This window comes from Devosia sp. LC5 (assembly GCF_000735585.1).
Taxonomy (GTDB): Bacteria; Pseudomonadota; Alphaproteobacteria; order Rhizobiales; family Devosiaceae; genus Devosia.
Map to the genome: position 1 here is coordinate 145,081 of NZ_JNNO01000046.1, position 21,397 is coordinate 166,477.

28 protein-coding genes and 1 tRNA gene are annotated in these 21,397 nt (G+C 63.2%); 12 read left to right on the forward strand and 17 right to left on the reverse strand.

What is annotated here, in order from left to right; translation table 11 throughout:
• Positions 1 to 20 precede the first annotated feature (20 nt).
• Genes FF80_RS21755 through FF80_RS19860 form a run of 3 tightly spaced genes read left to right on the forward strand, consistent with a single transcriptional unit; the run spans position 21 to position 2,167 of the window.
• Positions 21 to 272, forward strand: a complete 252-nt coding sequence (locus tag FF80_RS21755) for a hypothetical protein (RefSeq protein ID WP_152558445.1) — start codon at positions 21 to 23, stop codon at positions 270 to 272.
• Positions 273 to 328: 56 nt separating this feature from the next.
• Positions 329 to 1,402, forward strand: coding sequence for a Gfo/Idh/MocA family oxidoreductase (locus FF80_RS19855; protein ID WP_035103513.1), 1,074 nt, complete (start codon positions 329 to 331; stop codon positions 1,400 to 1,402).
• 57 nt (positions 1,403 to 1,459) lie between these two features.
• Positions 1,460 to 2,167, forward strand: a complete 708-nt coding sequence (locus tag FF80_RS19860; protein WP_081917565.1) for a GntR family transcriptional regulator — start codon at positions 1,460 to 1,462, stop codon at positions 2,165 to 2,167.
• Positions 2,168 to 2,170: 3 nt separating this feature from the next.
• On the opposite strand, the gene FF80_RS19865 is transcribed toward FF80_RS19860, so the two are convergent.
• Positions 2,171 to 2,247, reverse strand: a tRNA-Arg gene (locus FF80_RS19865).
• Positions 2,248 to 2,408: 161 nt separating this feature from the next.
• On the opposite strand from FF80_RS19865, the gene FF80_RS19870 reads away from it, so the two are divergent.
• The 5 genes from FF80_RS19870 to FF80_RS19890 all read left to right on the forward strand — a co-directional run bounded on the left by FF80_RS19870 (position 2,409) and on the right by FF80_RS19890 (position 5,479).
• The gene (locus tag FF80_RS19870) at positions 2,409 to 2,777 is read left to right on the forward strand and encodes a hypothetical protein (RefSeq protein WP_035103515.1); all 369 of its coding nucleotides are present in this window, start codon (positions 2,409 to 2,411) and stop codon (positions 2,775 to 2,777) included.
• 102 nt (positions 2,778 to 2,879) lie between these two features.
• Positions 2,880 to 4,112: a bifunctional glutamate N-acetyltransferase/amino-acid acetyltransferase ArgJ gene (gene argJ / locus FF80_RS19875; RefSeq protein ID WP_035103518.1), complete on the forward strand. Its 1,233-nt coding sequence runs from the start codon at positions 2,880 to 2,882 to the stop codon at positions 4,110 to 4,112.
• 1 nt (position 4,113) lies between these two features.
• Positions 4,114 to 4,860, forward strand: coding sequence for a GNAT family N-acetyltransferase (locus FF80_RS19880; protein WP_035103520.1), 747 nt, complete (start codon positions 4,114 to 4,116; stop codon positions 4,858 to 4,860).
• Positions 4,857 to 5,261 (forward strand): (deoxy)nucleoside triphosphate pyrophosphohydrolase, encoded by a 405-nt coding sequence (locus tag FF80_RS19885; RefSeq protein WP_035103523.1) that lies wholly within the window; start codon positions 4,857 to 4,859, stop codon positions 5,259 to 5,261. Before FF80_RS19880 ends, FF80_RS19885 begins: the two co-directional genes overlap by 4 nt.
• A 20-nt stretch (positions 5,262 to 5,281) precedes the next feature.
• A complete protein-coding gene (locus FF80_RS19890; protein WP_035103525.1) occupies positions 5,282 to 5,479 on the forward strand; it encodes a Flp family type IVb pilin in 198 nt (65 codons plus the stop codon).
• 51 nt (positions 5,480 to 5,530) lie between these two features.
• On the opposite strand, the gene FF80_RS19895 is transcribed toward FF80_RS19890, so the two are convergent.
• The 12 genes from FF80_RS19895 to lgt form a co-directional block, all read right to left on the reverse strand.
• Positions 5,531 to 7,015 (reverse strand): M48 family metalloprotease, encoded by a 1,485-nt coding sequence (locus FF80_RS19895; RefSeq protein ID WP_052153794.1) that lies wholly within the window; start codon positions 7,013 to 7,015, stop codon positions 5,531 to 5,533.
• Positions 7,012 to 7,821 (reverse strand): thermonuclease family protein, encoded by an 810-nt coding sequence (locus FF80_RS19900; RefSeq protein ID WP_244445839.1) that lies wholly within the window; start codon positions 7,819 to 7,821, stop codon positions 7,012 to 7,014. The genes FF80_RS19895 and FF80_RS19900 overlap by 4 nt, the downstream gene beginning before the upstream one ends.
• Positions 7,822 to 7,947: 126 nt before the next feature.
• Positions 7,948 to 8,646: an aminoacyl-tRNA hydrolase gene (gene pth / locus FF80_RS19905; RefSeq protein WP_035103527.1), complete on the reverse strand. Its 699-nt coding sequence runs from the start codon at positions 8,644 to 8,646 to the stop codon at positions 7,948 to 7,950.
• A gap of 70 nt (positions 8,647 to 8,716) precedes the next feature.
• Complete coding sequence (locus FF80_RS19910) at positions 8,717 to 9,349, reverse strand: 50S ribosomal protein L25/general stress protein Ctc (protein ID WP_035103624.1); 633 nt, start codon at positions 9,347 to 9,349, stop codon at positions 8,717 to 8,719.
• Positions 9,350 to 9,478: 129 nt separating this feature from the next.
• Entirely contained in the window at positions 9,479 to 10,723 is a 1,245-nt protein-coding gene (locus tag FF80_RS19915) for a DUF6596 domain-containing protein (RefSeq protein ID WP_035103625.1), read from the reverse strand.
• On the reverse strand, positions 10,720 to 11,064 hold the full coding sequence (locus FF80_RS19920) for a YciI family protein (RefSeq protein WP_035103529.1): 345 nt from the start codon (positions 11,062 to 11,064) through the stop codon (positions 10,720 to 10,722). Before FF80_RS19920 ends, FF80_RS19915 begins: the two co-directional genes overlap by 4 nt.
• A 156-nt stretch (positions 11,065 to 11,220) precedes the next feature.
• Complete coding sequence (locus tag FF80_RS19925; RefSeq protein WP_035103532.1) at positions 11,221 to 11,574, reverse strand: YciI family protein; 354 nt, start codon at positions 11,572 to 11,574, stop codon at positions 11,221 to 11,223.
• Between the two features lie 87 nt (positions 11,575 to 11,661).
• The gene (locus FF80_RS19930; protein ID WP_035103534.1) at positions 11,662 to 12,012 is read right to left on the reverse strand and encodes a YciI family protein; all 351 of its coding nucleotides are present in this window, start codon (positions 12,010 to 12,012) and stop codon (positions 11,662 to 11,664) included.
• 161 nt (positions 12,013 to 12,173) lie between these two features.
• Positions 12,174 to 13,106 (reverse strand): ribose-phosphate pyrophosphokinase, encoded by a 933-nt coding sequence (locus FF80_RS19935; RefSeq protein WP_035103536.1) that lies wholly within the window; start codon positions 13,104 to 13,106, stop codon positions 12,174 to 12,176.
• Positions 13,107 to 13,222: 116 nt separating this feature from the next.
• Positions 13,223 to 13,990 (reverse strand): peptidoglycan editing factor PgeF, encoded by a 768-nt coding sequence (pgeF, locus tag FF80_RS19940; RefSeq protein ID WP_035103538.1) that lies wholly within the window; start codon positions 13,988 to 13,990, stop codon positions 13,223 to 13,225.
• Positions 13,987 to 15,069 carry an SAM-dependent methyltransferase gene (locus tag FF80_RS19945; RefSeq protein WP_244445840.1) on the reverse strand — a complete coding sequence of 361 codons (1,083 nt, stop codon included), beginning with the start codon at positions 15,067 to 15,069 and terminating at the stop codon, positions 13,987 to 13,989. The genes pgeF and FF80_RS19945 overlap by 4 nt, the downstream gene beginning before the upstream one ends.
• Complete coding sequence (gene lgt / locus FF80_RS19950) at positions 15,066 to 15,887, reverse strand: prolipoprotein diacylglyceryl transferase (RefSeq protein WP_081917569.1); 822 nt, start codon at positions 15,885 to 15,887, stop codon at positions 15,066 to 15,068. Before lgt ends, FF80_RS19945 begins: the two co-directional genes overlap by 4 nt.
• A gap of 122 nt (positions 15,888 to 16,009) precedes the next feature.
• Between lgt and FF80_RS19955 the strand changes: the two genes are divergently transcribed.
• From FF80_RS19955 to proC, 3 genes are all read left to right on the forward strand, one after another.
• Positions 16,010 to 16,264: an accessory factor UbiK family protein gene (locus FF80_RS19955; RefSeq protein WP_035103542.1), complete on the forward strand. Its 255-nt coding sequence runs from the start codon at positions 16,010 to 16,012 to the stop codon at positions 16,262 to 16,264.
• A gap of 401 nt (positions 16,265 to 16,665) precedes the next feature.
• Positions 16,666 to 17,166 (forward strand): YbjN domain-containing protein, encoded by a 501-nt coding sequence (locus tag FF80_RS19960; RefSeq protein ID WP_035103544.1) that lies wholly within the window; start codon positions 16,666 to 16,668, stop codon positions 17,164 to 17,166.
• Between the two features lie 2 nt (positions 17,167 to 17,168).
• Positions 17,169 to 17,987, forward strand: coding sequence for a pyrroline-5-carboxylate reductase (gene proC / locus FF80_RS19965; RefSeq protein ID WP_152558449.1), 819 nt, complete (start codon positions 17,169 to 17,171; stop codon positions 17,985 to 17,987).
• A 338-nt stretch (positions 17,988 to 18,325) separates the two neighbouring features.
• On the opposite strand, the gene FF80_RS19970 is transcribed toward proC, so the two are convergent.
• Entirely contained in the window at positions 18,326 to 18,844 is a 519-nt protein-coding gene (locus tag FF80_RS19970; RefSeq protein ID WP_081917570.1) for a MarR family transcriptional regulator, read from the reverse strand.
• A 140-nt stretch (positions 18,845 to 18,984) separates the two neighbouring features.
• Here FF80_RS19970 and FF80_RS19975 point away from each other — a divergent pair, with 140 nt between their 5' ends.
• Entirely contained in the window at positions 18,985 to 19,875 is an 891-nt protein-coding gene (locus FF80_RS19975) for a branched-chain amino acid aminotransferase (protein ID WP_035103548.1), read from the forward strand.
• A 234-nt stretch (positions 19,876 to 20,109) separates the two neighbouring features.
• Here FF80_RS19975 and FF80_RS19980 read toward each other — a convergent pair whose 3' ends face one another.
• The 3 genes from FF80_RS19980 to pgsA form a co-directional block, all read right to left on the reverse strand.
• Positions 20,110 to 20,556 (reverse strand): molybdenum cofactor biosynthesis protein MoaE, encoded by a 447-nt coding sequence (locus FF80_RS19980; RefSeq protein ID WP_035103550.1) that lies wholly within the window; start codon positions 20,554 to 20,556, stop codon positions 20,110 to 20,112.
• Between the two features lies 1 nt (position 20,557).
• Positions 20,558 to 20,809 carry a molybdopterin converting factor subunit 1 gene (gene moaD / locus FF80_RS19985; protein ID WP_035103552.1) on the reverse strand — a complete coding sequence of 84 codons (252 nt, stop codon included), beginning with the start codon at positions 20,807 to 20,809 and terminating at the stop codon, positions 20,558 to 20,560.
• Positions 20,806 to 21,397: CDP-diacylglycerol--glycerol-3-phosphate 3-phosphatidyltransferase (gene pgsA / locus FF80_RS19990; protein ID WP_348270340.1), on the reverse strand; the 592-nt coding region annotated here is incomplete at its 5' end. The genes moaD and pgsA, both read right to left, overlap by 4 nt.

The window sequence follows — 21,397 nt, forward strand, 5'->3', positions numbered from 1 at the left end:
CCAAGGCTTGCGAGTGTGCAGTGGGCCACGACCGGTTGCCGCATTTGGTGCGACGCGGTTCTTCTTCTGAAATTCCGATATTGATGGTTCGCGGCGAGGACGCCTGCGTGCGCGGCTCTATTCGCGCTTTAATCTTGATCTGCTTCCCACAAGTGATATATCAGATTTCAATTGCGATAGTGCCGATGAGCGTGGCCGAAGAGGTGGCGTTCGAAGCCAAATCGAGTGAACAGGGCGTTGCCGGCATGGCGCAGGCGGTCGCTCGCGGCTAGAAGCCTTCAGGCGTGCCCGGCCAGAGGCTGGGCACACCAGGCAATTGGAATTTGATATGATAGCCAAGCTCAAGGTCGGGATCGTGGGATGTGGGGCGGGCCGCACCCATCTGGTGGAAGGCTATGTGCCCAATGCCGAATTGTTCGAGGTGGTCGCGCTGTGCGATCTCAACGAAGAACGGCTGGCGGCGGTTGGTGACGAGTTCGGCATTGCGGGGCGCACGACCTCGTTTGAAGCGTTGCTGGCTATGCCGGGGATCGATGTCATCGATATCTGCACGCCGCCAGGGTTGCACCTGGAACAGACCCTAGCGGCGCTGGCAGCGGGCAAGCATGTAGTGTGCGAAAAGCCGCTCGTGGGCTCGCTGGCCGAGATCGATGTGATCATGGCGGCGGAGGCGCGCTCGGTGGGCCGGTTGATGCCGGTGTTTCAATATCGCTATGGCAATGGGGTGGCCAAGGCCAAGGCGGTGATCGATGCGGGGCTGGCGGGCAAGGCCTATGCCGGGACGGTGGAAACCTTCTGGCGGCGCGGGCCGGACTATTATGCCGTGCCGTGGCGCGGCAAGTGGAAGACCGAACTGGGCGGGGTGCTGATGGCCCATGCCATCCACCCGCATGACATGATGACCTATCTGATGGGGCCGGTGGATCGGGTGTTTGGCCGGGTCGATACCCGCGTCAACGACATCGAGGTGGAGGATTGCCTATCGGCCTCGCTGCGCATGCAGAATGGTGCGCTGGTATCGCTGACGGCGACTTTGGGCTCGGCGGATCAGATGACCCGCATTCGCTTGGCCTTCGAGAACCTGACCCTTGAAAGCGATCATGCGCCCTATCGGCCGGGCGAGGCGGATTGGCAGATCATTCCCAAGACGCCCGAGATTGGCGCGCGGATCGAGGCCGTGCTGGCCGATTGGCAATTCGTGCCTTCGCGCCACACCACCCAATTGCGGCTGTTTCATCAGGCGATCACCAGCGGTGCGCCGCTGCCGGTGACGACAGCCGATGCAAGGCAGGCGCTCGAGCTGGTGACGGCGATTTATCATTCCTCGGAAACCGGGACCGATATTGCGCTGCCGCTGAATGCGGGCCATCCCAAATATAGAGGCTGGGCGCCGGCGGCATAGGGGCCTGCCACGCAAGCGGAAACTTGCTATACCCAGGTTCGGTGCGGAGAAAATGTCATGCAGGATCACGGTGCGGCGCGGCTGGAACGGCTTGATCCGAAGCTCAGCCTGACGCTACGCGATCATGTGCACAAGGCGCTGCGCATGGCCATCCTGTCCGGGCGGTTTGCGCCGCAGGAAAAGCTCAATGAGCGGCAATTGGCCGAAGAGCTGGGCGTCAGCACCACCCCGCTCAAGGAAGCGCTGCGGCAATTGGAGACCGAAGGGCTGATCTCGACGCTGCCGCGGCGCGGCATCGTGGTGCTCTATAGCCGGACCTGGGCGGAGGAAATGATCCTGGCGCGGGCGGCGCTCGAATCGATGATTGCCCATCTGGCGGCGCGGCGGATCGACAAGGCGGCCGGCGCCGGGTTGCACGCGACGATCGCAGCCATGACCGAGGCCAGTGCCGCGGGGGACGCCGGGCGGTTGATCGAGCTCAACGAAGTGTTCCACGAGCAGATCCACATCGCCTCGCAATGCGTCTATCTCGCGCGGCTGATCGAGCGGCAGCGCTTTTATGACGAAGGCACACGCCGCATCATTCATTCTGACCCGGACGAACGTGCCCGCGCGCTGGCCGAACACAGGCTGATCGCCGAAACGATCGCGGCGGGCCAAGTGGAAGACGCTGAACGCGCCATGCGCGACCACGTCGTACGCTCAGGCGAACATTATCTCGGGCTGGTGTTTACCGAGAGGGCCGGCGCGGCGGCGGCAGACTGAAATTGGTGACCCCGGCGGGATTCGAACCCACGACCCCAGGATTAGGAATCCTGTGCTCTATCCTGCTGAGCTACGGGGCCAGCAAGACCGAAATACCAGTAGGGCTTGGGTTTTTCAAGGTTGGCTTGCCGGATTGAGCGGAGCGTTTGATCGCCAAAGTTCGTTCCGCTCCCTTGGTATTAGTCCGACTGCCATCAGCGAACACGCTCTGCTACCTCCAGTACTCTCTGGGGGTAATTACATGAAATTCGTTCTACCTATCGCGGTCACCGCGGCGATGCTTGCCGGCTGCGCCACGCCGCCGAAGGACATTGCACCGTCCTATGTTTCGACCGGGCTCTACCAAAACCTGAGCTGTAATCAATTGCGGGCGGAAGCCGAAAGTGTCTCTGCCCGGGCGGCCGCGGCCTTTGGGCAGCAATCCAAGAATCGCAGCCAGGATGCGGCCATGACAGGCGTAGCCATCATATTGTTCTGGCCCGCGGCCTTCTTCATGAAAGGCGATGGCGCAGCGGCAGCCGAGGTGGCGCGGTTCAAGGGCGAAATGCAGGCCATCGAGCAGGTCAACCGCGTCAAGAATTGCGGCATTCAGTTCGCGCCCATCGCCTAGCTGTTGGGCATGGTGCGCGCAAACGTCCGCAACCTGTCTTGCGGACGTCTCCCGTTTGGGGCAAACCCGGAGGCAGCTTTTGCCCCCAAGAGGACAGCCCAGATGGCCCATCCCGTTTCCCCGCTCGCTCCCAAATCCTATCCGGACCTGCCCGCGATTGCCGGGGTGCGTTTCGCGACGGCGGAAGCCGGGATCAAGTACAAGAACCGCACCGATGTGCTGCTGATGGCGTTTGATGAGGGCACGACGGCGGCGGGCGTGCTGACGCGCTCGAAATGCTCGTCGGCGGCGGTGGATTGGTGCAAGGCCAATCTGCCCGGCGGGGTGGCGCGGGGCCTGGTGGTCAATTCGGGCAATGCCAATGCCTTTACCGGCACCAGGGGAAAACAGAGCGTCGAGCTGACGGCGGATTATGCCGCCAAGGCGCTGGGTTGCGCGCCGTCCGAGGTTTTCCTGGCCTCTACCGGGGTGATCGGGGAGCCGCTCGATGCGTCCAAATTTGCCGGTGTGCTGGACGATATGGCGGCGCGGGTGAACGCCGGGCCGTGGATGGAGCCGGCCAAGGCGATCATGACGACCGATACGTTCCCCAAACTGTCAGGCGCGATTTTCGAGATCGACGGGGTCGAGGTCAAGATCAACGGCATTGCCAAGGGCAGCGGCATGATCGCGCCTGACATGGCGACCATGCTGAGCTTCGTGGTCACCGATATGCCGATTGCGGCGCCGGTGCTGCAGGCGCTGCTGGCGCGGCATGTGCAGACCAGTTTCAATGCCATCACGGTGGATAGTGACACCTCCACCTCCGATACGCTGCTGGCCTTTGCCACCGGCAAGGCCGGGGTCGAGGCGATTGCCAGCCTCGATGATCCGCGCGCCGAGACCTTTGGCGCGGCGCTGGCCGATGTGCTGTTCGACCTCGCCATCCAGGTGGTGCGTGACGGGGAGGGGGCGACCAAGCAGGTTTCCATCCATGTCGAGGGGGCGACCTCCGACCAAAGCGCGTTCCGCATTGCCAAGTCGATTGCCGACTCGCCATTGGTCAAGACCGCCATTGCCGGCGAGGACGCCAATTGGGGGCGCGTGGTGATGGCCGTGGGCAAGGCCGGCGAGCCGGCCGATCGCGACAAGCTGGCCATTCGCTTTGGCGATCTGCTGGTGGCCAAGGATGGCGAGCGTGCCGCGGTCTATGACGAGGCGGCGACCAGCGCCTATATGAAGGGCGAGGACCTGGAACTGACCGTCAGCCTGGGGCTGGGTGAGGGCAAGGCGAGCGTCTATACCTGCGATCTGACACATGGCTATATCACCATCAATGGCGATTATCGGAGCTGATATGACCTTGCCCGATATTGCCACCTTCGAGCGGGCCGGGCTTGCGGCCTGGCCGGGGATCGAAGTCGATTGGGATGGCGCCTGGGTGCGCCGTGCCGCTGGCGGCTACACCAAACGGGCCAATTCGCTGCAGTGCTTCGATGTGAGCGATGGCGCCAATGCCGAGGCGCGGCTGGATGCGGCGCAGGCGTGGTTTGCGGCACGTGGATTGCCGGTGGTTGTTCGCACGACGCCGTTAGCGAGTGAGGCGCTCAATGCGGCCCTGGACGCCAGAGGCTGGGCGACGGTCGATCACAGCCATCTCTATGCCATGCCGCTGGGCGAGCATGAGCCTGACCCCGAGGGGCGGCTGTTTGAGCTGCTTGATCCGGAATTTCTTGCGGCGCAGCAGGGGCTGCGGGGCTATAGCGATGAGAATGTGGCGCGCCTGCGGGCACTGCTGGCGGTCATGGCCGTGCCGGCGGCGGGCGTGGTGGTCTATCGCGATGGTCAGGCGGTCGCCACCGGCCTGATGGCCGTGGGCGAGGGCGTTGTCGTCACGGGCAATGTGATTACGGATACGACGCGGCGGCGGCAAGGGCTGGCGGCTGCCATGATGCGCACTGGGCTGGCCTGGGCGAAAGAGGCCGGGGCGACGGTCGCGGCGCTCAATGTGCAGGCGGACAATCCGGCCGCCAAGGCGCTCTATGGGTCGCTGGGTTATACATACCAATATGATTACATTTATCGCATCCCGAGCGCGGCATGAGCGGCCACATCCTTCTCGTCGTCGCCTGTGCTTTGGTGGATGCTGATCGCCGTGTGCTGATTGCGCAGCGGCCCGAGGGTAAGTCCCTGGCGGGCCTGTGGGAATTTCCCGGCGGCAAGGTGGAGCCGGGGGAGAGCCCGGAGGCGGCGCTGATCCGCGAACTGGAGGAAGAGCTGGGCGTGTCGACCAAGACGGCGTGCCTGGCACCGATATCTTTCGCCAGTCATTCTTACGAGACTTTTCACCTGTTAATGCCACTTTACGTCTGCCGGAAATGGCAGGGACAGCCGCAGGCCAGGGAACATTCCGCCCTCAAATGGGTGCGCCCCCAGGCCCTGCGCGACTACCCGATGCCGCCGGCGGACGAACCACTGATCGCGGCGCTCTGCGATCTGTTGTAGCCAGATGCCCGGGGGCCGGCATGACGAAGGCGTTGTTGCATTTTCTCCGGGACGAAACCGGCGCCACGGCAATTGAATATGGCCTGCTCGCGGGGCTCATCGCCGTCGCACTGATGGTGTCCTTTGCCCTGTTGGGCGAGAGTATCACGGCCTTGTTCGGCGTCGGCGCGGGCAGCGCGGCGACGATTATCGGCGAGGCCGCCGACAGCATTCCTTGAGAGCCAATCGGGACACCGTGGGTGGCGACTTTGAGGCCGTGGCCCAGCCCCCTATTGCAGCACGACGACCTTGTATTTCTGTCCCGGCTGGATGGGATCGCCGGGGTATAGATCGTTGATGATGTAGAACAGTTCCGCGCCGCGGCTGAGGCCGGCCATCTGGCGCGCCAGGCTATCGGCGGTGTCGCCGGACCTGGCGGTGACGACGCGGATGGCTACCTTGCGGATGGCATTGAGATCGCTGCTTTCAGCGCGGCGGAAGCTGGTGAGCGTTGCCTCGGCACCGGCCGAGAAGCGGGCGCTATCGGCCTTGGCAGCAAAGATGAAGCGATAGACCTGGCCATCGAGCCGCATGACCGAAACGCGGAAGAACCATTGGTCGGTCTGGGCAACGCCCGAGGCCATCTCGATGCCGTTGAGGGTCCTCGAGGTGACGCTGTCGGTCTTGAGGCCGGCGATCCAGCCCGATTTGAGGTAGTCGGCAAGACCGATATTGGCTTGCACATCGGCGCTGTCGAAACGCACGGCTTCGCCATCGCCCGCCACGCCCACGACGGCGCTTTGCGAATTCTGCAGCGTATAGCCATCGGGCACGGTGAAGGTGAACTTGCTGGCCGAATGGATGAATTTGCGGCCGACGATCGAGCCCTGGGCGGGGCTGTCGCCAAAAGTCAGGCCGCTGATAGAATCGAGGTAACCGGCACGGTCGGTTTCCCCGACCTGGGCCTGGCCGAACATGGTGCGGGCGGTGTCCAGCGCTTTCTGGATGCGGGCGGGCGTCGATGGGTGAGAGGACAAGAACCCGGCATTATTGCCGTTCTGGCCAGCCGAGAAGGTAGCAAAGCGGCTCATGACGCCCAGGAAACGCGCGGCGGCCTGTGGATCGTAGCCCGCCTTGCCCGCGAACTTGATGCCTTCGTGGTCGGCTTCGAGTTCCTGCTGCTGGCCGAAAGCGGCCATGGATTGGCGCGTGCGGTTGGCGGTGGCGTCGGTCGAAGTGTCCCCGCCCAAAACGCCGGTGATGACGCGATCGACGATGGCGGTGGTGCGGGTGCGGTCGGTGCGGGCGCGGGCATGGCGCAGGGTGACGTGGGCGATTTCGTGCGCCAGCACGGCGGCCAATTCGCTGGTATCGGAAGCGAGCGCCAGGATGCCGCGCGTCACATAGATATAGCCGCCGGGCAGGGCGAAGGCGTTGACTTCGGAGGTGTCCAGAATCGTCACCTGGAACTGGGCATTGGGCTGGTCGGCAGCGGCCAGCAGGCGGCCGACAATGCGGGCCACCATGATTTCGGCGGCGCGATCGGAATAGACCCCGCCATAGGCGGCGATGATGCGCGGATGCTCGCGGCGGCCGATGACCACGTCTTCGGGATCGGTGCCCTCGGGAACCACAGTGGGCGCCGGCATGTCACCGGTCTGGCTGACCGCGATCTGGGAGCCGGTAAAGCTGGTGCAGGCCGACAGGGCCAGCAGCGATACCGCCAGCAAGCCATTGCGCAAACCCTTGTTGATGATGTGCTTGGTGCCCGTCATCGTGCTGCCAGAACCTCGATCTGTTCGGGATGAGTAATCTCGATGCGTGGGCCATCCCGATCGTCCACCCAGCCTCTGATACGAACCAGCGCCCCTTCTAGGGCCGATGGATCGATGCCGTCCGCGGCAAATAGCCTGAGCGCAGACGCTTCGATCACTGCGGTGAAATCTTCTTTCCAGAACCGGCCAAAGTTCAAATAGACCCGCCCGCCGGATTGATCGGCAAGCAGGACACGTCCCTCGACAAGTTCGTAATGGCCCTGCCGATCCAGAAGATCGGCCGGCCGATCCGCCGCACGAGTGCTGTAATAGGGATCGGCCCAGATGCCAAGCCCGGCCAAACGCGCACGCCCTTCGGCCGCGAACAGCAGATCGAGGCATTTGCGGTTATCGGGGAAGGAATAGACGCGGGCCAGGCCTTGCGCGACCATGTGTTGCTGCGCCCAGATCTCGCCATCCGCACCATCGACGAAGACATGAGCGAGCGCCCGGTCATAACGATCGATCTCTTCACCGCCATAGCCGAGGCGCACGGGCTTGTTGAGGGCAATGGCTTCGAGCGCGGTTTTGGCCTCCGGCGCCAGCGGCCAGGTCTCAAAACCATCGCGGCCCAGCGGGAGTTTGGGGGCCTGCGTGCCGATCATGCGCACGACCAGGCCATTGTCGAGCACGACGGTGTCGCCATCGGTGACCTGGGTCACGATGCCGCCCGGGACCATGCGCAAATCCTCGCAAGCGAGTGCCGCCGCCGAAACAGATGACAGCGCCGCTATGGCGGCGAGGCTGGCAAGACTAGTCTTAAGCAAATCGGACCCCGGCAGGATTTCGTTCACCATGCACCTAAATAGGCCAAAAAATCATTACCGCTTGATAACTTTAGCGGCGGTGTGGCCGAAAGGTCGCGCAGTTGTGACGCGGGAGTGGACCAGGCTTTATTCGCCCTTGAACAGTTTTTTGAGCATGGCGGCCATGGGGCCGGTTTCGGGGAGGGCGGCCTGTGGTTTGGCCGGGCGCGCCTGGCGAATATGGCTCTGGCCCTTGGGGGTTGCCTTGGCCAGGGCTGGTTCGGCAGCATTGGCCAGCGCCAGCTTGTTCATGAAGCCGTTGTCGTCGCCCTTGAGCACGAGCCCGATATGCTTGCCGATGCCGTCGAGCAGGGGATCGAGCCAGGCCTGGTCGGCCTTGGCGAAATCGCCCAGCACATGGTGGGTGACGAATTCCTTGCCGGGATGGCCGATGCCGAGGCGGATGCGCTTGTAGTCGAGCCCGATCTGGGGATCGATGGAGCGCAGGCCATTGTGCCCGCCGTTGCCGCCCCCGACCTTGACCCGCACCTTGCCCGCGGCGAGATCGAGTTCGTCATAGAGCACGATGATGTCAGCGGGCGCGATCTTATAGAACTGGGCGGCCTGCTGAACGCTATCGCCCGAGCGGTTCATGAAGGTCTGCGGCTTGAGCAGCATGACCTTTTCGCCATCGATACTGGCTTCGGACAGCAGCGCGGAGTGCTTGGTCTTCCAGGGACCGGCATTATGCTCGCGCGCCACGGCATCAATGGCCATGAAGCCAATATTGTGCCGGTTGCCGGAATATTGGTTGCCCGGATTGCCCAGGCCCACGAGCAGCTTCATCGAAAGCTCCGAAAATGGATGAGGCGACCCGAAGGCCGCCCCAATAGTCTAGCGCAAAGACAAAAGACGATTACTCGGCCTTTGCTTCGCCCTCGCCTTCAGCGGCATCGGTCTCGCCGCCTTCAGACGACTTGAGCGCCGACGGTGCAACGATGGTGGCGATCGTCACGTCTTCTTCGTGGCTGTGGTCGGTGGCACCGGCCGGCAGCTTGACGTTGGAGATGTGGATGGTATCGCCGATATCCAGACCCGTCAGATCGACGGTGACTTCTTCAGGGATATTGGATGCATCGACGGTCAGGTCGAGCGTGTGGTGCACGATATTGAGCGTACCACCGCGCTTCAGGCCCGGGCTGGCTTCTTCATTGATGAAGTTGACATGCACCTGGACATTGAGCTTGGAGCCCTTGCCGACGCGCAGGAAATCCACATGCAGGGCAAAGTCCTTGACCGGATCAAGCTGGTAATCGCGCGGGATCACCGAATGCTTGGTGCCATCGACGTCCAGCTCGAGGACGTGGCTGAGGAAGCCACCAGCATAGATGGACTTCATCGCATCCTTGTAGGCGATGGAGATGGTGACGGGGGGCTTTTTGTCACCGTAGATAACAGCGGGAACGAGTCCCTGACGACGCAGCTCACGAGCGGCCCCCTTGCCCACTCCCTCACGCGCCTGTGCCTTGAGCACTCTAGTCTCAGCCATGGAAATATCCATTCTGGTTGGTGCATGCCGCCACTACAACGACATACGCGCCCGTCCTCCAGGGGTGACGAGCGCTTCATGGGGCGGGCTATAGCTCAAAGGGGCAGCAGGGGCAAGGGACTGGTGCGGTTAGCCGTCGTTAAGTGCCGTGCGCTGGCCGCTCAGGTATTGGCGCACGGCTTCGTCGCTGGAGAGGCCGATGGCCAGGGTGAAGGCCTCGTGGGCTTCATCCTTGCGGCCGGCGCGGGCGGCGAAGTGGCCGCGGGCGGCCCAATAGGGCTGGTAATCGGCCATGCGTTTGTCATCGGCGATGGTGTCGAGGCTGGTGAGGGCCGCTTCGGGGCCGTCGCGTTCCCCAAGGGCGGCGGCGCGGTTGAGGATGACGACGGGCGAGTTGGTCAGCTGCAGCAACACATCGTAGAGCGTGACAATGGTGGGCCAATTGGCTTGGCCGGTGACGCGGCGGGCGATGTGGGCGGATTGGATCGCCGCTTCGATTTGATAACGGCCGGTGGGGCCGGCTCGATTGGCGGCGCGGAGCAGGGCTTCGGCGGCCATGACCTGCGGCTCATCCCACAGGGCGATGTCCTGTTGTTCGAGCGGTACATAGAGGCCATCGGCATCGCGCCGGGCCGGGCGGCGGGCTTCGGCGTAGAGCATCAAAGCGAGCATGCCCTTGGCCTCGGGTTCGTCGGGTAGCAGCGACACAACCAGCCGTCCGAGCCAGATGGCTTCGTCGGCCAGGCGGTCAGCAGCGGCATCGCCGATTTCGGTCCAGCCCTTGGCATAGGCGGCATAGATGGCTTCAAGCACGGCATCGAGCCGGTCGGGCAGGTCTTCGCGCTCGGGGATGGAAAAGGGGATGCCGGCGTCCTTGATGCGGGTTTTGGCGCGCACCAGGCGCTGGCCCATTGTAGCGGGCGGAATGAGGAAGGCGGCGGCGATGTCGATGGCGGTGAGGCCCAGAATGGTTTGCAGGATCATCGGCGCGCGCATGCCACGCTCGATGGCGGGATGGGCACAGGCGAACATCAGCGCGAGGCGCCGGTCGGGAATGGCGTCGGGATGGGCGGCGGCGTCTTCGAGTTCTTCGGCCATGAGCTGGATATGAACCTCCCCGGCGGTCCGTGTGTAGCGGCGGCGGGCGGCATCGGTCTGGCGGCGGCGGGCCACGGTCAGCAGCCAGGCGTCGGGATTGTCCGGCACGCCGTCGTCCGGCCAGGATTTGAGGGCGCTGGCAAAGGCTTCTGCCAGCGCATCCTCGGCGCCCGCGACATCGCGGGTGCGGGCGGCGAGAAAGGCGACGAGGCGGCCATAGCTGTCGCGCGCCACGCGCTCGGCGGCACGGCGCGCCTCGTTGCCTATTTCACTCACGGTTCGCGGGTCGGCCAAATGGGCCGCACTTCGACCGTGCCATATTGCGCACTGGGGCAGCGGGCGGCCCAGGCGATGGCGGCGTCGAGATCGGGCACGTCGAGCATCACATAGCCGGCAAACTGTTCCTTGGTGTCGGCATAGGGGCCGTCGAGGATTTCCGGGGTGCCGGAGCGGCGCGTGACGCTCTTGCCGTCCTTGCTGGAGCCCAGACGTTCGCCCGGCGTGCCGGCGCCGGCCTTGAGCAGGGCTTCGCGGAAAGCGGCATATTCGCCCCAGAGCGAGGGTGGTGCCTTGGCGAGGGCTTCGTCGTCGTGATGGATGAGGAGCATGTAGCGCATGGTTTTTTCCTTTCGACCGGCTGACATTCAGCTAATGCTGGCCCGCAAATGGCAGTTTTCTGCGCTTCCGGTCCTCACGTACAAAAACGTACGCTCCGGTCCGGTTTCTCGCAAACTACCATTTTCGGCTCAGCCTGAGCTGAATGTCGATTGGTCTTATCCCTGGGTCGGCCAGACGGGGCGGACTTCAACTGTGCCCCATTGGGCGGCGGGGCAGCGGCCTGCCCAATCCATGGCGGCGTCCATGTCGGCGGCTTCGATCAGGTAATAGCCGCCAAGCTGTTCCTTGGTCTCGGCATAGGGGCCGTCGAGCACTTCGGTCTTGCCGTTACGGATGCGAACACTGGCGGCAGTCGTGGTGGGACGCAAGCGGTCGCCCGCCAGCATGGCGCCGGCCTTGATCAGCGCTTCGTTATAGGCGGCATATTCCGGGTTCATCCCGGTGGGATTGACGGGTGTCGCGGCCATCATGGCCTGCTCGTTGCCGTGGATCAGCAGCATGAACTTCATTTTCGTCTCCGTGGTTGGATCGGAGCGGCGCCCCGATGCAACTATGTCGAAGGGGAAAGACGGGTTTCGACTCTTGGCTAAAAAAATCTATCGATTGGCGTGAAACGGGCGGATTTCGATCGATCCCCAGGTGGCGGCGGGGCATTGGGCCGCCAGTTCCACGGCGCGATTTATATCGGGCGCCTCGATGATGTAGTAGCCGCCGAATTGCTCACGGGTGTCGGCATAAGGGCCGTCATGCACCTTGAGTTCGCCGGCATCGAGCTTGATGGTCTTGGCGTCGAGGGTCGGGGAAAGACCGGCGGTGGCGACGAAGGCACCGGCCTTTTCGAGGGTTTCCTGATAGGCATGCAGCTTGCCCATGAAGCCGGCCATCTGCTCGGGCGGAATGGCGGCGCCGGCTTTCTCGTCGGCATAGAGCATCAGCAGATATTTCATCGCGCGTCTCCTTCCAGCGGGCACCATAGCCCGTCATGGCTATGTCGCGCGAGGGTGGGAGATTTCGACACTTCCAGCCGGCCGAAGGTAAATTTCTGCCAGTGGCAGAAATTTAGGTGAGAAGGCCATGAGAGCTGCGCTCGAATGGCGATGGGCAGAAATCAGTCCAGCAGGCTCGACACCGATTGCTCGCTGGCGGTGCGGGCGATGGCCTCCCCGATCAGGGGCGCGATGGTGAGGCGGCGGATATTGGCGGCTTTCTTGGTCAGGTCCGTCTCTTCGATCGAGTCGGTGATCACCAATTCCTTGAGCTTGGAGGTGGCGATGCGTTCGGCGGCGCTGTTGGAGAGCACGCCATGGGTAATATAGGCGGACACTTCCTTGGCGCCGGCCTTGAGCAGGGCTTCGGCGGCGTTGACCAGCGTGCCGCCCGAGTCGACGATATCGTCGATCAGGATACAGGCCTGGCCGGAAACGTCGCCGATGATGTTCATGACTTCGGACACGCCGGCGCGGGGGCGGCGCTTGTCGACGATGGCCAGATCTGCCCCGATGCGCTGGGCGATGGCGCGAGCGCGGGCCACCCCGCCAACGTCGGGCGAGACAATCATGACGTTGCCCGAGCCATAATTCTCCTGGATGTCGCGGACCATAACCGGCGCGCCATAGAGATTGTCGGTGGGAATATCGAAAAAGCCCTGGATCTGGGCGGCATGCAGATCGAGCGTGATGACGCGATTGACGCCGGCCTCGGTGATGAGGTTGGCGACGAGCTTGGCCGAGATGGGGGTGCGGGAGGCCGATTTGCGATCCTGCCGCGCATAGCCGAAATAGGGCAGGACGGCGGTGATGCGGCGCGCCGAGGAGCGGCGCAGCGCATCGGTGAGGATCAGCAGTTCCATCAGATTGTCATTGGCCGGGAAACTGGTCGATTGCAGGATGAACACATCCTCGCCGCGCACATTCTCATGCACTTCGACATAGATCTCGTTGTCGGAGAAGCGCTTGACCGTGCAATCGGTGAGGGGAAGTTCGAGATAGCTGGCAACGGCTTGAGCGAGGGCGCGATTGGAGTTGCCGGTCACCAGCTTCATGGGTGCGATCCTGTCTCAACAGCGCCCGTAAAGCGGGCGTTTCCAGTTTCGCGGGCAGCTTTAGCGAGTCCCAACCAGACTCGCAACGGAACAAATGGATGATAGCTAAATAAGATTCACGTCAGGGCGATGACGGCGATCTGCCGGCCGGTCGTGGTGCCCTGATGGGTGGCATAGCGGTGGGAGAAATAGCGCTCGGGATTGCCATAGGTGCAGAGGCCGACGCGATCGATTTTGCTGACGCCGGACGAGGCGATCTGGTCGGCCACGAAAGCGGGCAGGTTGAAGTGTTCGCGGCCGCCGGGGGGCGTGGTGAAATAGTCCATGCCGCCGGGATGGAGGGCGAGGAAATCGGCCATGAATTGGGGGCCGACTTCGTAATTGGGGGCCGAGACGGTGGGGCCGATGGCGGCGAGGATGCGGGCGGGATTGGCGCCCAGCGCCATCATGGCCGCGATGGTGTTGCCGATAATGCCGTCAATGGCGCCGCGCCAGCCGGCATGGGCGGCCCCGACAATGCCGGCTTCCGGATCGGCGAAGAGGATTGGGGTGCAATCGGCGGTCAGGATGCCCAGCGCTACGCCGGGGCGGGCGGTGACCATGGCGTCGGCTTCGACGCGCGGGCCGGTATGCGGGCCGGTCAGTGTGACGACGGCACTGGAATGAACCTGCTTGAGCAGGGCCAGTTGATGAGGCTCAAAGCCGAGTGTCGCCGCGACCATCTTGCGGTTATCGGCCACAATTGCCGGATCGTCGCCGCCGGTGTCGGAGACATTGAGGCCGGCAAAGATGCCCGTGGAGAGCCCGCCCTGGCGGCCGAAAAAGGCGTGGCGCACGGCGGGGATGGCGATCAGGCCAGCGCTCTGCTCATGAGGCACGTTCATTGGGTAAATCCGGGTGGCATGAGGCCGGGGCTGGCGGCGCAGAAGGCTTTGAACAAGTCGCCCATCTGCTCGGGGGCGATAAGGCGGGCCTTGGCGCTGGCGATATCGGCGGCCGAGCCCGGATTGGCGGCGCTCAGGGCCTTGGCGCGGTCACTAATGCCCAGGCGGGTGAGGAACTGGCCCTGGCCCAGTAGCGGATGGACGGCGAGGCCCGCCTTGCGCGCGATATTGCCGATGGCTTCGAAATCGACATGGGCGGACAGGTCGGTATCGCCGGGGGAGGCGAGGACATCGTCATAGGCGTGGCGGCGCACGCCTTGCAGGGTTTCCCCGGTTTGGGTGCTGCCATAGCCATAGTCGATCGCCAGCAGTACGCCGCCCTGGGCGGAGATGGTGCGGGCGAGGCGGGCGGTAACTTCGCCGGCGGCGAGGCCGACTTCGAAGACCGCATTGGGTTCGGCGTCGGCTATGGCATCGGGCATGGCCGATTGGGGGATGGGCGTGGGCGACAGGCCAAAGGCGCGCTGGCCATCGACCAGGCCGACCATGCGTTCGTGCCAGCCCTCGGCGCCGCGTACGAATTGGCGGATGGGCAGGGCATCGAAGAATTCGTTGGCGACCACCAGCAGGGGGCCATCACCGACCTTGTCGAAACCGTCGATCCACTTGGGATCATAGGGTTCGAGGCGGGCATGCTGTTCGGCAATGAGGGATGGATTGGTTTCAAAGAGGCGCAGGTCGAGCGCATCGCGAAAGCCCTCGACGCGGCAGGCGACGCGCAGCATATCGGCCATCAGCGTGCCGCGGCCGGGACCGAGTTCGAGCAGGGTGAAGGCCTTGGGCGAGCCCATTTGCTGGAAGATATTGGCGAAGAAAAAGCCGACCAACTCGCCGAACATCTGGCTGATTTCGGGCGCGGTGACGAAATCGCCCTTGGCCCCGAGCGGATCGGCGCCCTTGTAATAGCCCTGCCGCGGATGGGTGAGGCAGAGGCCCATATAGGTGGCGACCGACATGGGACCCGTGGAGCGGATCTGCATGTCGATGAGTTCGGGCAGGGTTGGGTTTTCTGTCATCATCGCAGGCCGCTTTGCTTGCGCGTCATCGCGTAGATCACCAGCCCGATCCCGGCCACGAGGATCGGCAGGCTGAGCACCTGGCCCATGGTGAGCCAGCCGCCATAAAGGTAGCCGAGCTGGATATCGGGCAGGCGCACGAATTCCACCGCGATGCGGGAGAGGGCATAGCCGATGCCGAATATGCCGGCGACCAGGCCCGGGCGGCGCAGGGCATAAAAGACATGGGTGGCGACGCGGATGACGAGGAACAGCACGATGCCTTCGAGCGCAGCTTCATAAAGCTGGCTGGGATGGCGCGGCACGCCGAGCGGATCGGTGGGGAAAATCACGCCCCAGGGCAGATTGGTCGGCGCGCCATAGAGTTCGGAATTAACGAAATTGGCGATGCGGCCGAGTAGCAGGCCGATAGTGGCGACCGAGCCGATCAGATCGAGCGAACTCAGCCAATTGCCGCCTTTGGAGCGGGTGAAGGCGATGGCCGCCAGCATCAGCCCGAGCATGCCGCCATGGAAGGACATGCCGCCATCGAGTGTATTGAAGACCTGGATGGGGTTGGCGAGATAATAGGGCAGATTGTAAAACAGCACATAGCCGATGCGTCCGCCCAGCACGATGGCCAGCATGGTCCAGAAGGCAAAATCCCAGATATCCTGGGCCTTGAACGGCGGCTCGCCCTTGTGCCAGAGCCGCGTATTGGCCAGCAGAAGATAGCCATAGGCCGCACCCAAGAGGGTTCCGAACAGGTAGGCCAGCGCATACCAGCGCACTGCGAGCGGGCCGATGGCGAAGGCGATGGGATCGATGTTTGGAAAGGGCAAGCGGGGCTCCTGCGGCAATCGGGCGGACCATTGCCGCTTCGCCCGCTCTGGTCAAGTCGGGATCAAGGGCCTAGATATCAACTAAGAGTGCCCGCTGTGGCGACCAACAATATAGGTGTGCGATGACCCAGAACAGCAAACTTTTCGACGGTTTGGGCCGGGTGATGAATGAAGCGGCCGGCGTGGCCGATGGCGTGCGGCGGGAAGTGGAGACCGCTGTAAAGTCGCAGGCCCAGCGCTTCGTGGCCGATATGGACCTGGTCAAGCGCGAGGATTTCGACGCGCTGCGTGAGTTGGTTCAGGTGCAGGGCGAAGAGATCGATGCGCTGCGCAAGGAACTGGCGGCGCTCAAGGGCGGCAAGGCTGCCAAGGCCTGATTTTAGCGTTCAGTAGACCTCATCCTGAGCTTGTCGAAGGACGAGGTCGTGGCGTGATAGCTGATCGGTGGCACGACCTCGTGGTTCGACAGGCTCACCATGAGGTCTGCTCCGAGCTTTGCGGTGCCAATTAAAACTGCCCCGTTTTGGGCCGCTTTTCCCGCGCAAAAGCGGGATTTTGTTAACGGACTGTTAACGTTGGCGGGCCGATCATCCACAAGAGATTGCCGTCCTCCTGCTGCCGCGCGTCCCCTGAATCAGTGGGGCGGTGTAGGGTCAAATCATCAGGACGATTCGTAAGCCTAGTGCGTGCGGCCAGTTCCTTGAGTACCCGAAATTGTGTCGGCCCCATCGCGGGTCGCATGCCTCGAACACACGCGTTGCCAGGACGAGAATCGTCAATGTCACTCCTTCAAGTCGAGCCGGATCGCGTCGTCCACCCGGTGGACATTATCGAGCATATCGCTTCGATCAACGACTGGAGCTTCGAACGCCAGGACGCGGACGAGATTTCCATCTCGGTGCGGGGCGGCTGGAGCGACTACCATGTCTCGTTCAACTGGATGGAAGACCTGGAGTCGCTGCACATCGCCTGTGCGTTCGACCTCAAGGTGCCCGAGGGGCGGCGCAACGAGATCAAGCAACTCATTTCGCTGATCAATGAGCAATTGTGGATCGGGCACTTCGACATCTGGAACAAGGAAGGCGTGGTGCTGTTCCGCAATTCGCACCTGCTGACCGGAGGCGCTGAAGTGTCGCCGCAGCAATGCGAGGCGCTGCTGCGCTCGGCCACCGATAGCTGCGATCTCTATTACCAGGCGTTCCAGTTTGTGGTGTGGGCGGGCAAGACGGCTGCCGATGCACTGACCCATGTGATGTTTGAAACGGTTGGCGAGGCATGAGCGTGTCCTTGCGCGATATCGGCCCGGTCATGCTGGTTGGTGCCGGCAAGATGGGCCTGGCCATGGCCAAGGGCTGGCTCAGTGCCGGATTGCCGGAGAGCAATCTGATATTGGTTGATCCTTCTCCGAGCGAAGATGCCAAGGCATTTGCCGGGGATTACGAGTTGCAGATTTATGCCGAGGCCAGTGGGCTCTTGCCCAATGTGCTGGTGCTGGCGGTCAAGCCGCAGATCATCGATGGGGTGATGGAGCAGCTGCAGCCGGTGGTTGGGCCGCAGACGCTTGTCCTGTCGATTGCGGCGGGCATTGATAGTGCGCGGCTGGCGCGCGGGCTGGGGACGGGCCGGGTCGTGCGCACCATGCCCAATACGCCGGCGCAGATCGGCAAGGGCATTACCGGGGCGGTGGCTGCCGCCGATGTGACGGCAGCCGACAAGGCGAACGCGGATGCGCTGCTGGCGGCATCGGGGCAGGTGGTGTGGCTGGCCGATGAAGGCGATATCGATGCGCTGACGGCGGTTTCCGGATCGGGTCCGGCCTATGTGTTCAACATGGTCGAGGCGCTGGCGGCGGCTGGGGAACAGCAAGGGTTGCCGGCGGCCATGGCCATGCAATTGGCGCGGCAGACGGTGATTGGCGCCGCGGCGCTGATGGAGGCCGATCCGGCGCCGGCAGCGGTGTTGCGGCAGAATGTGACTTCGCCCAAGGGGACGACGGCTGAGGCTTTGGCGGTGTTGATGGCCGATGACGGGCTGGTGCCGCTGATGACGCGGGCTGTTGCGGCGGCAAGGAAGCGGAGTGAGGAATTGGGGCGGGGTTGAGCGCTCTGCTCTTCCTTCTCCCCTTGAGGGAGAAGGTGCCCGAAGGGATACCGAATTCGCGAAGGCGAATTTCGGTTGGGATGAGGGGTCTCTTTCTGCGTTTCTGGCATGGGAGGGCGCAGAACCCCTCACCCCGATCATTCTTCTGGACGAAGAATGATCGGTCCCTCTCCCTCAAGGGGCGAGGGGTGGCTCCGTGGGTGGGGCAACTTCTCGGCACTCTCAGTAGACCTCATCCTGAGCTTGTCGAAGGACGAGGTCGTGGCACTCGCTCCTCCACTCGCTCGACCTCGTGGTTCGACAGGCTCACCATGAGGTCTTTGGGAGTTAGGGCTAGCTTACAATCCGCCCGTCAAATTCAGCCGATCCAGCACAGTCCGATCACCCGGCTCGACCATGCCGACCAGGAACCGCCGGACGATGCGGGCGGCTTCGGGGGGGAGGGCGGCGATGGAGGCGTCGATGCGGCTGGCCTGGGAGGCCGAGAGGGTGGAAAAGAGCTGGCGGCCTTTGTCGGTGGCGAAGAGCAGGCGCTGGCGGCGGTCGGAATGGCCGGTTTTTTGCTCGATATAGCCGTTATCGATCAATTGGCGCAGTACGCGGGCCAGGCTCTGCTTGGTGATCTTGAGGATGTCGAGCAGATCGGCCACCGGCATGCCGGGGCGCAGATTGACGAAATACAGCACCCGGTGGTGGGCGCGGCCAAAGCCCTGGCGCTCGAGCAGGGCATCGGCATCGCCGGTAAAATCCCGGTAGGCAAAGAAAAACAGCCCCATAATATCGAGCGGGAGCGCGTCGCGATCGATCTCGGTGAAATTTATGTCAGCTATGTTGACATTTTTTTGGTCTGCTGCCATTGTATTTCCATCAGGACGCCAATCAGTCTTATCCCAAAGCCTTTGTGGTTTGCCAAGGGCTTGGGCCTGGGGCATGATCGACGCCAAAAGCGCCGGGCCGTTGTGGCCGGACGCGCAATCAATGGATGCGGGAGAGGATCATGGCAGGCGTGCCAATGGACCAGCGTGAAGGCTGGATCTGGTTTGACGGCGAGTTCAAACCCTGGAAGGACGCAAAGATTCACGTGCTGACGCATGGGCTGCATTATGCCAGCTCGGTGTTTGAGGGCGAGCGCGCCTATGGCGGGGAAATCTTCAAATCGCGTGAGCATACCGAGCGGCTGATCCGTTCGGGCAAGACGCTGGATTTCACCATTCCCTGGTCGGTCGAGCAGATCGAAGAGGCCAAGCGGCAGGTTCTGGAAAAGAACGGCCTGGTTGATGCTTATATTCGTCCGGTCGCCTGGCGCGGCTCGGAAGAGCTGAGCGTTCCGGCCCGCAATAATACGGTGCATCTGGCAATCGCTGCCTGGGTGTGGCCGAGCTATTTCTCGGTCGAGGAAAAGCTCAAGGGTATTCGGCTCGAATGGAGCAAGTGGAAGCGCCCGTCGCCGGAGACCATTCCGTCCTCGGCCAAGGCGGCCGGTCTTTATATGATCTGCACGCTCTCCAAGGACGCGGCCATGGCCAATGGCTATGCCGATGCGCTGATGCTGGACTATCGCGGCTATGTGGCCGAGGCCACGGGCGCCAATGTGTTCTTCATCAAGGGCAAGGATATCACCACGCCGACGCCCGATTGCTTCCTCAACGGCATCACGCGGCAGACGCTGATCGACCTGGCCAAGCGCAACGGTTTCACCGTGACCGAGCGGCATATCATGCCGGAGGAACTGAGCCAGTTCGACGAGTGCTTCCTCACCGGCACGGCCGCGGAAGTGACCCCGGTCAGCGAGATCGGCGAATTCAAGTTCACGCCGGGCGAGGCTTGCCGGACGCTGATTGATGCGTATTCGGCCGAGGTGCAGCCCAAGCGGGCGGCGGCGGAGTAATTTTTGCCATTGTGAGTTCAGGAGGCCGGGTGGAAGCCCGGCCTTTTGTTTTTGCGGGGTGTGGGGACGCTTGGTGGTTGGGGCTTGATGGTCAAGCCACCACGGTTCTCCCTCGGGCTTGACCCGAGGGTCTCCCCCAGCCCGGCACAAGCGGCGAGTGGCCCTCGGGTCGAGCCCGAGGGAGAGCCGTGGGTGGGATAGCATTGAGGCGCACAACAGCACCGCAGGCCAAAACTACTCCCATCGCGCCTTAGCTTTATCATCAGCGGATTTGGCTTCGACCCAGTGCTCACCCTGCGCCGTTTGCTCCTTCTTCCAGAAGGGGGCGTCGGTTTTGAGGTGGTCCATGATCAGCTGGGCGGCGTCGAAGGCGGGCTGGCGGTGGGCGGAGAGGGTCATGACCTGCACGATCGGCTCGCCGGGCTGCATCGGGCCATAGCGGTGGATGATGGTGACGTCGGCCAGGTGGAAGCGCGCGGCGGCGGTGGCAGCCAGGCCGGTCAGTTGGTTGATGGCTAGCTCGGGATAGCAGTCTAGCGTCAGGGTCAGAATGGGATCGTCGGGCAGGGAGCGGACGAGGCCGGTAAAGGTCACGGCGGCGCCGGCGGCAGCACCGCGGGCGATAAAGGCGTTGGATTCGGCGCCGGGATCGAAGGGGTCCTGGGTGACGCGGATATCCATGTCAGCCGCCGGTCATGGGGGGGAAGAGGGCGACGGTGTGGGCGCCGACGAGGGAGGTGTCGTGCTGCACCAGTTTGGCGTTGATGGCGGCCTTGATGAGGCTGCGTTTTTCGAGCGCAAGAGCGGCGGCTTCGTCGCGGCCCGCCAGCCAATCGAGCAGGCCTGCAATGGTGGTGACTTCGGGGGGCAGGGTGACGTCTTCCTCGCCCTTGTTGAGGCGTTCACGCAACCAGGCGAAGTAGAGGATTTTCATTTGGCGTCGCCCGACAGATGCGGCCAGCTGGCGCGGAGATATTGCCAGCCGGTCCATAGGGTCAGGATGCCGGCGGCCCAGAGCGCGATGTCACTGACCAGGCCCAGGCCGGGCAGTATGGGTTCGGCCAAGACGATGGCGAGGGCCACCAATTGCACGGTGGTTTTCCACTTGGCGAGCTTGCTGACCGGCAGGACCACTGCGGCATTGCCGAGGAATTCGCGCAGGCCGGGGATGAAAAACTCGCGGAACAGGATGGCGGTGGCGGGGATCATGTCGAGGGCGGAGAGGCTGCCATCCCAGGCCAGTGCGGCGATGAGGATGCCGACGAGGAGCTTGTCGGCTATCGGGTCGAGCATGCGGCCAAGGGGGGAATATTGATCCCAGGCGCGGGCCAGGTAGCCATCGAGCCAGTCGCTGGCAGCGGCGAGGATGTAGAGGATCAGCGCAACGATGCGCAGCGCGGTGCTGCCTTCCATCACCAGGGCTACAATGGGGATGATCGCGAGAATGCGCGCGATGGTGATGAGATTGGGAACGAGCAGGAGCGGGTTTCTGGCCATGGGGGGACAGAACAGGATAGGGGCG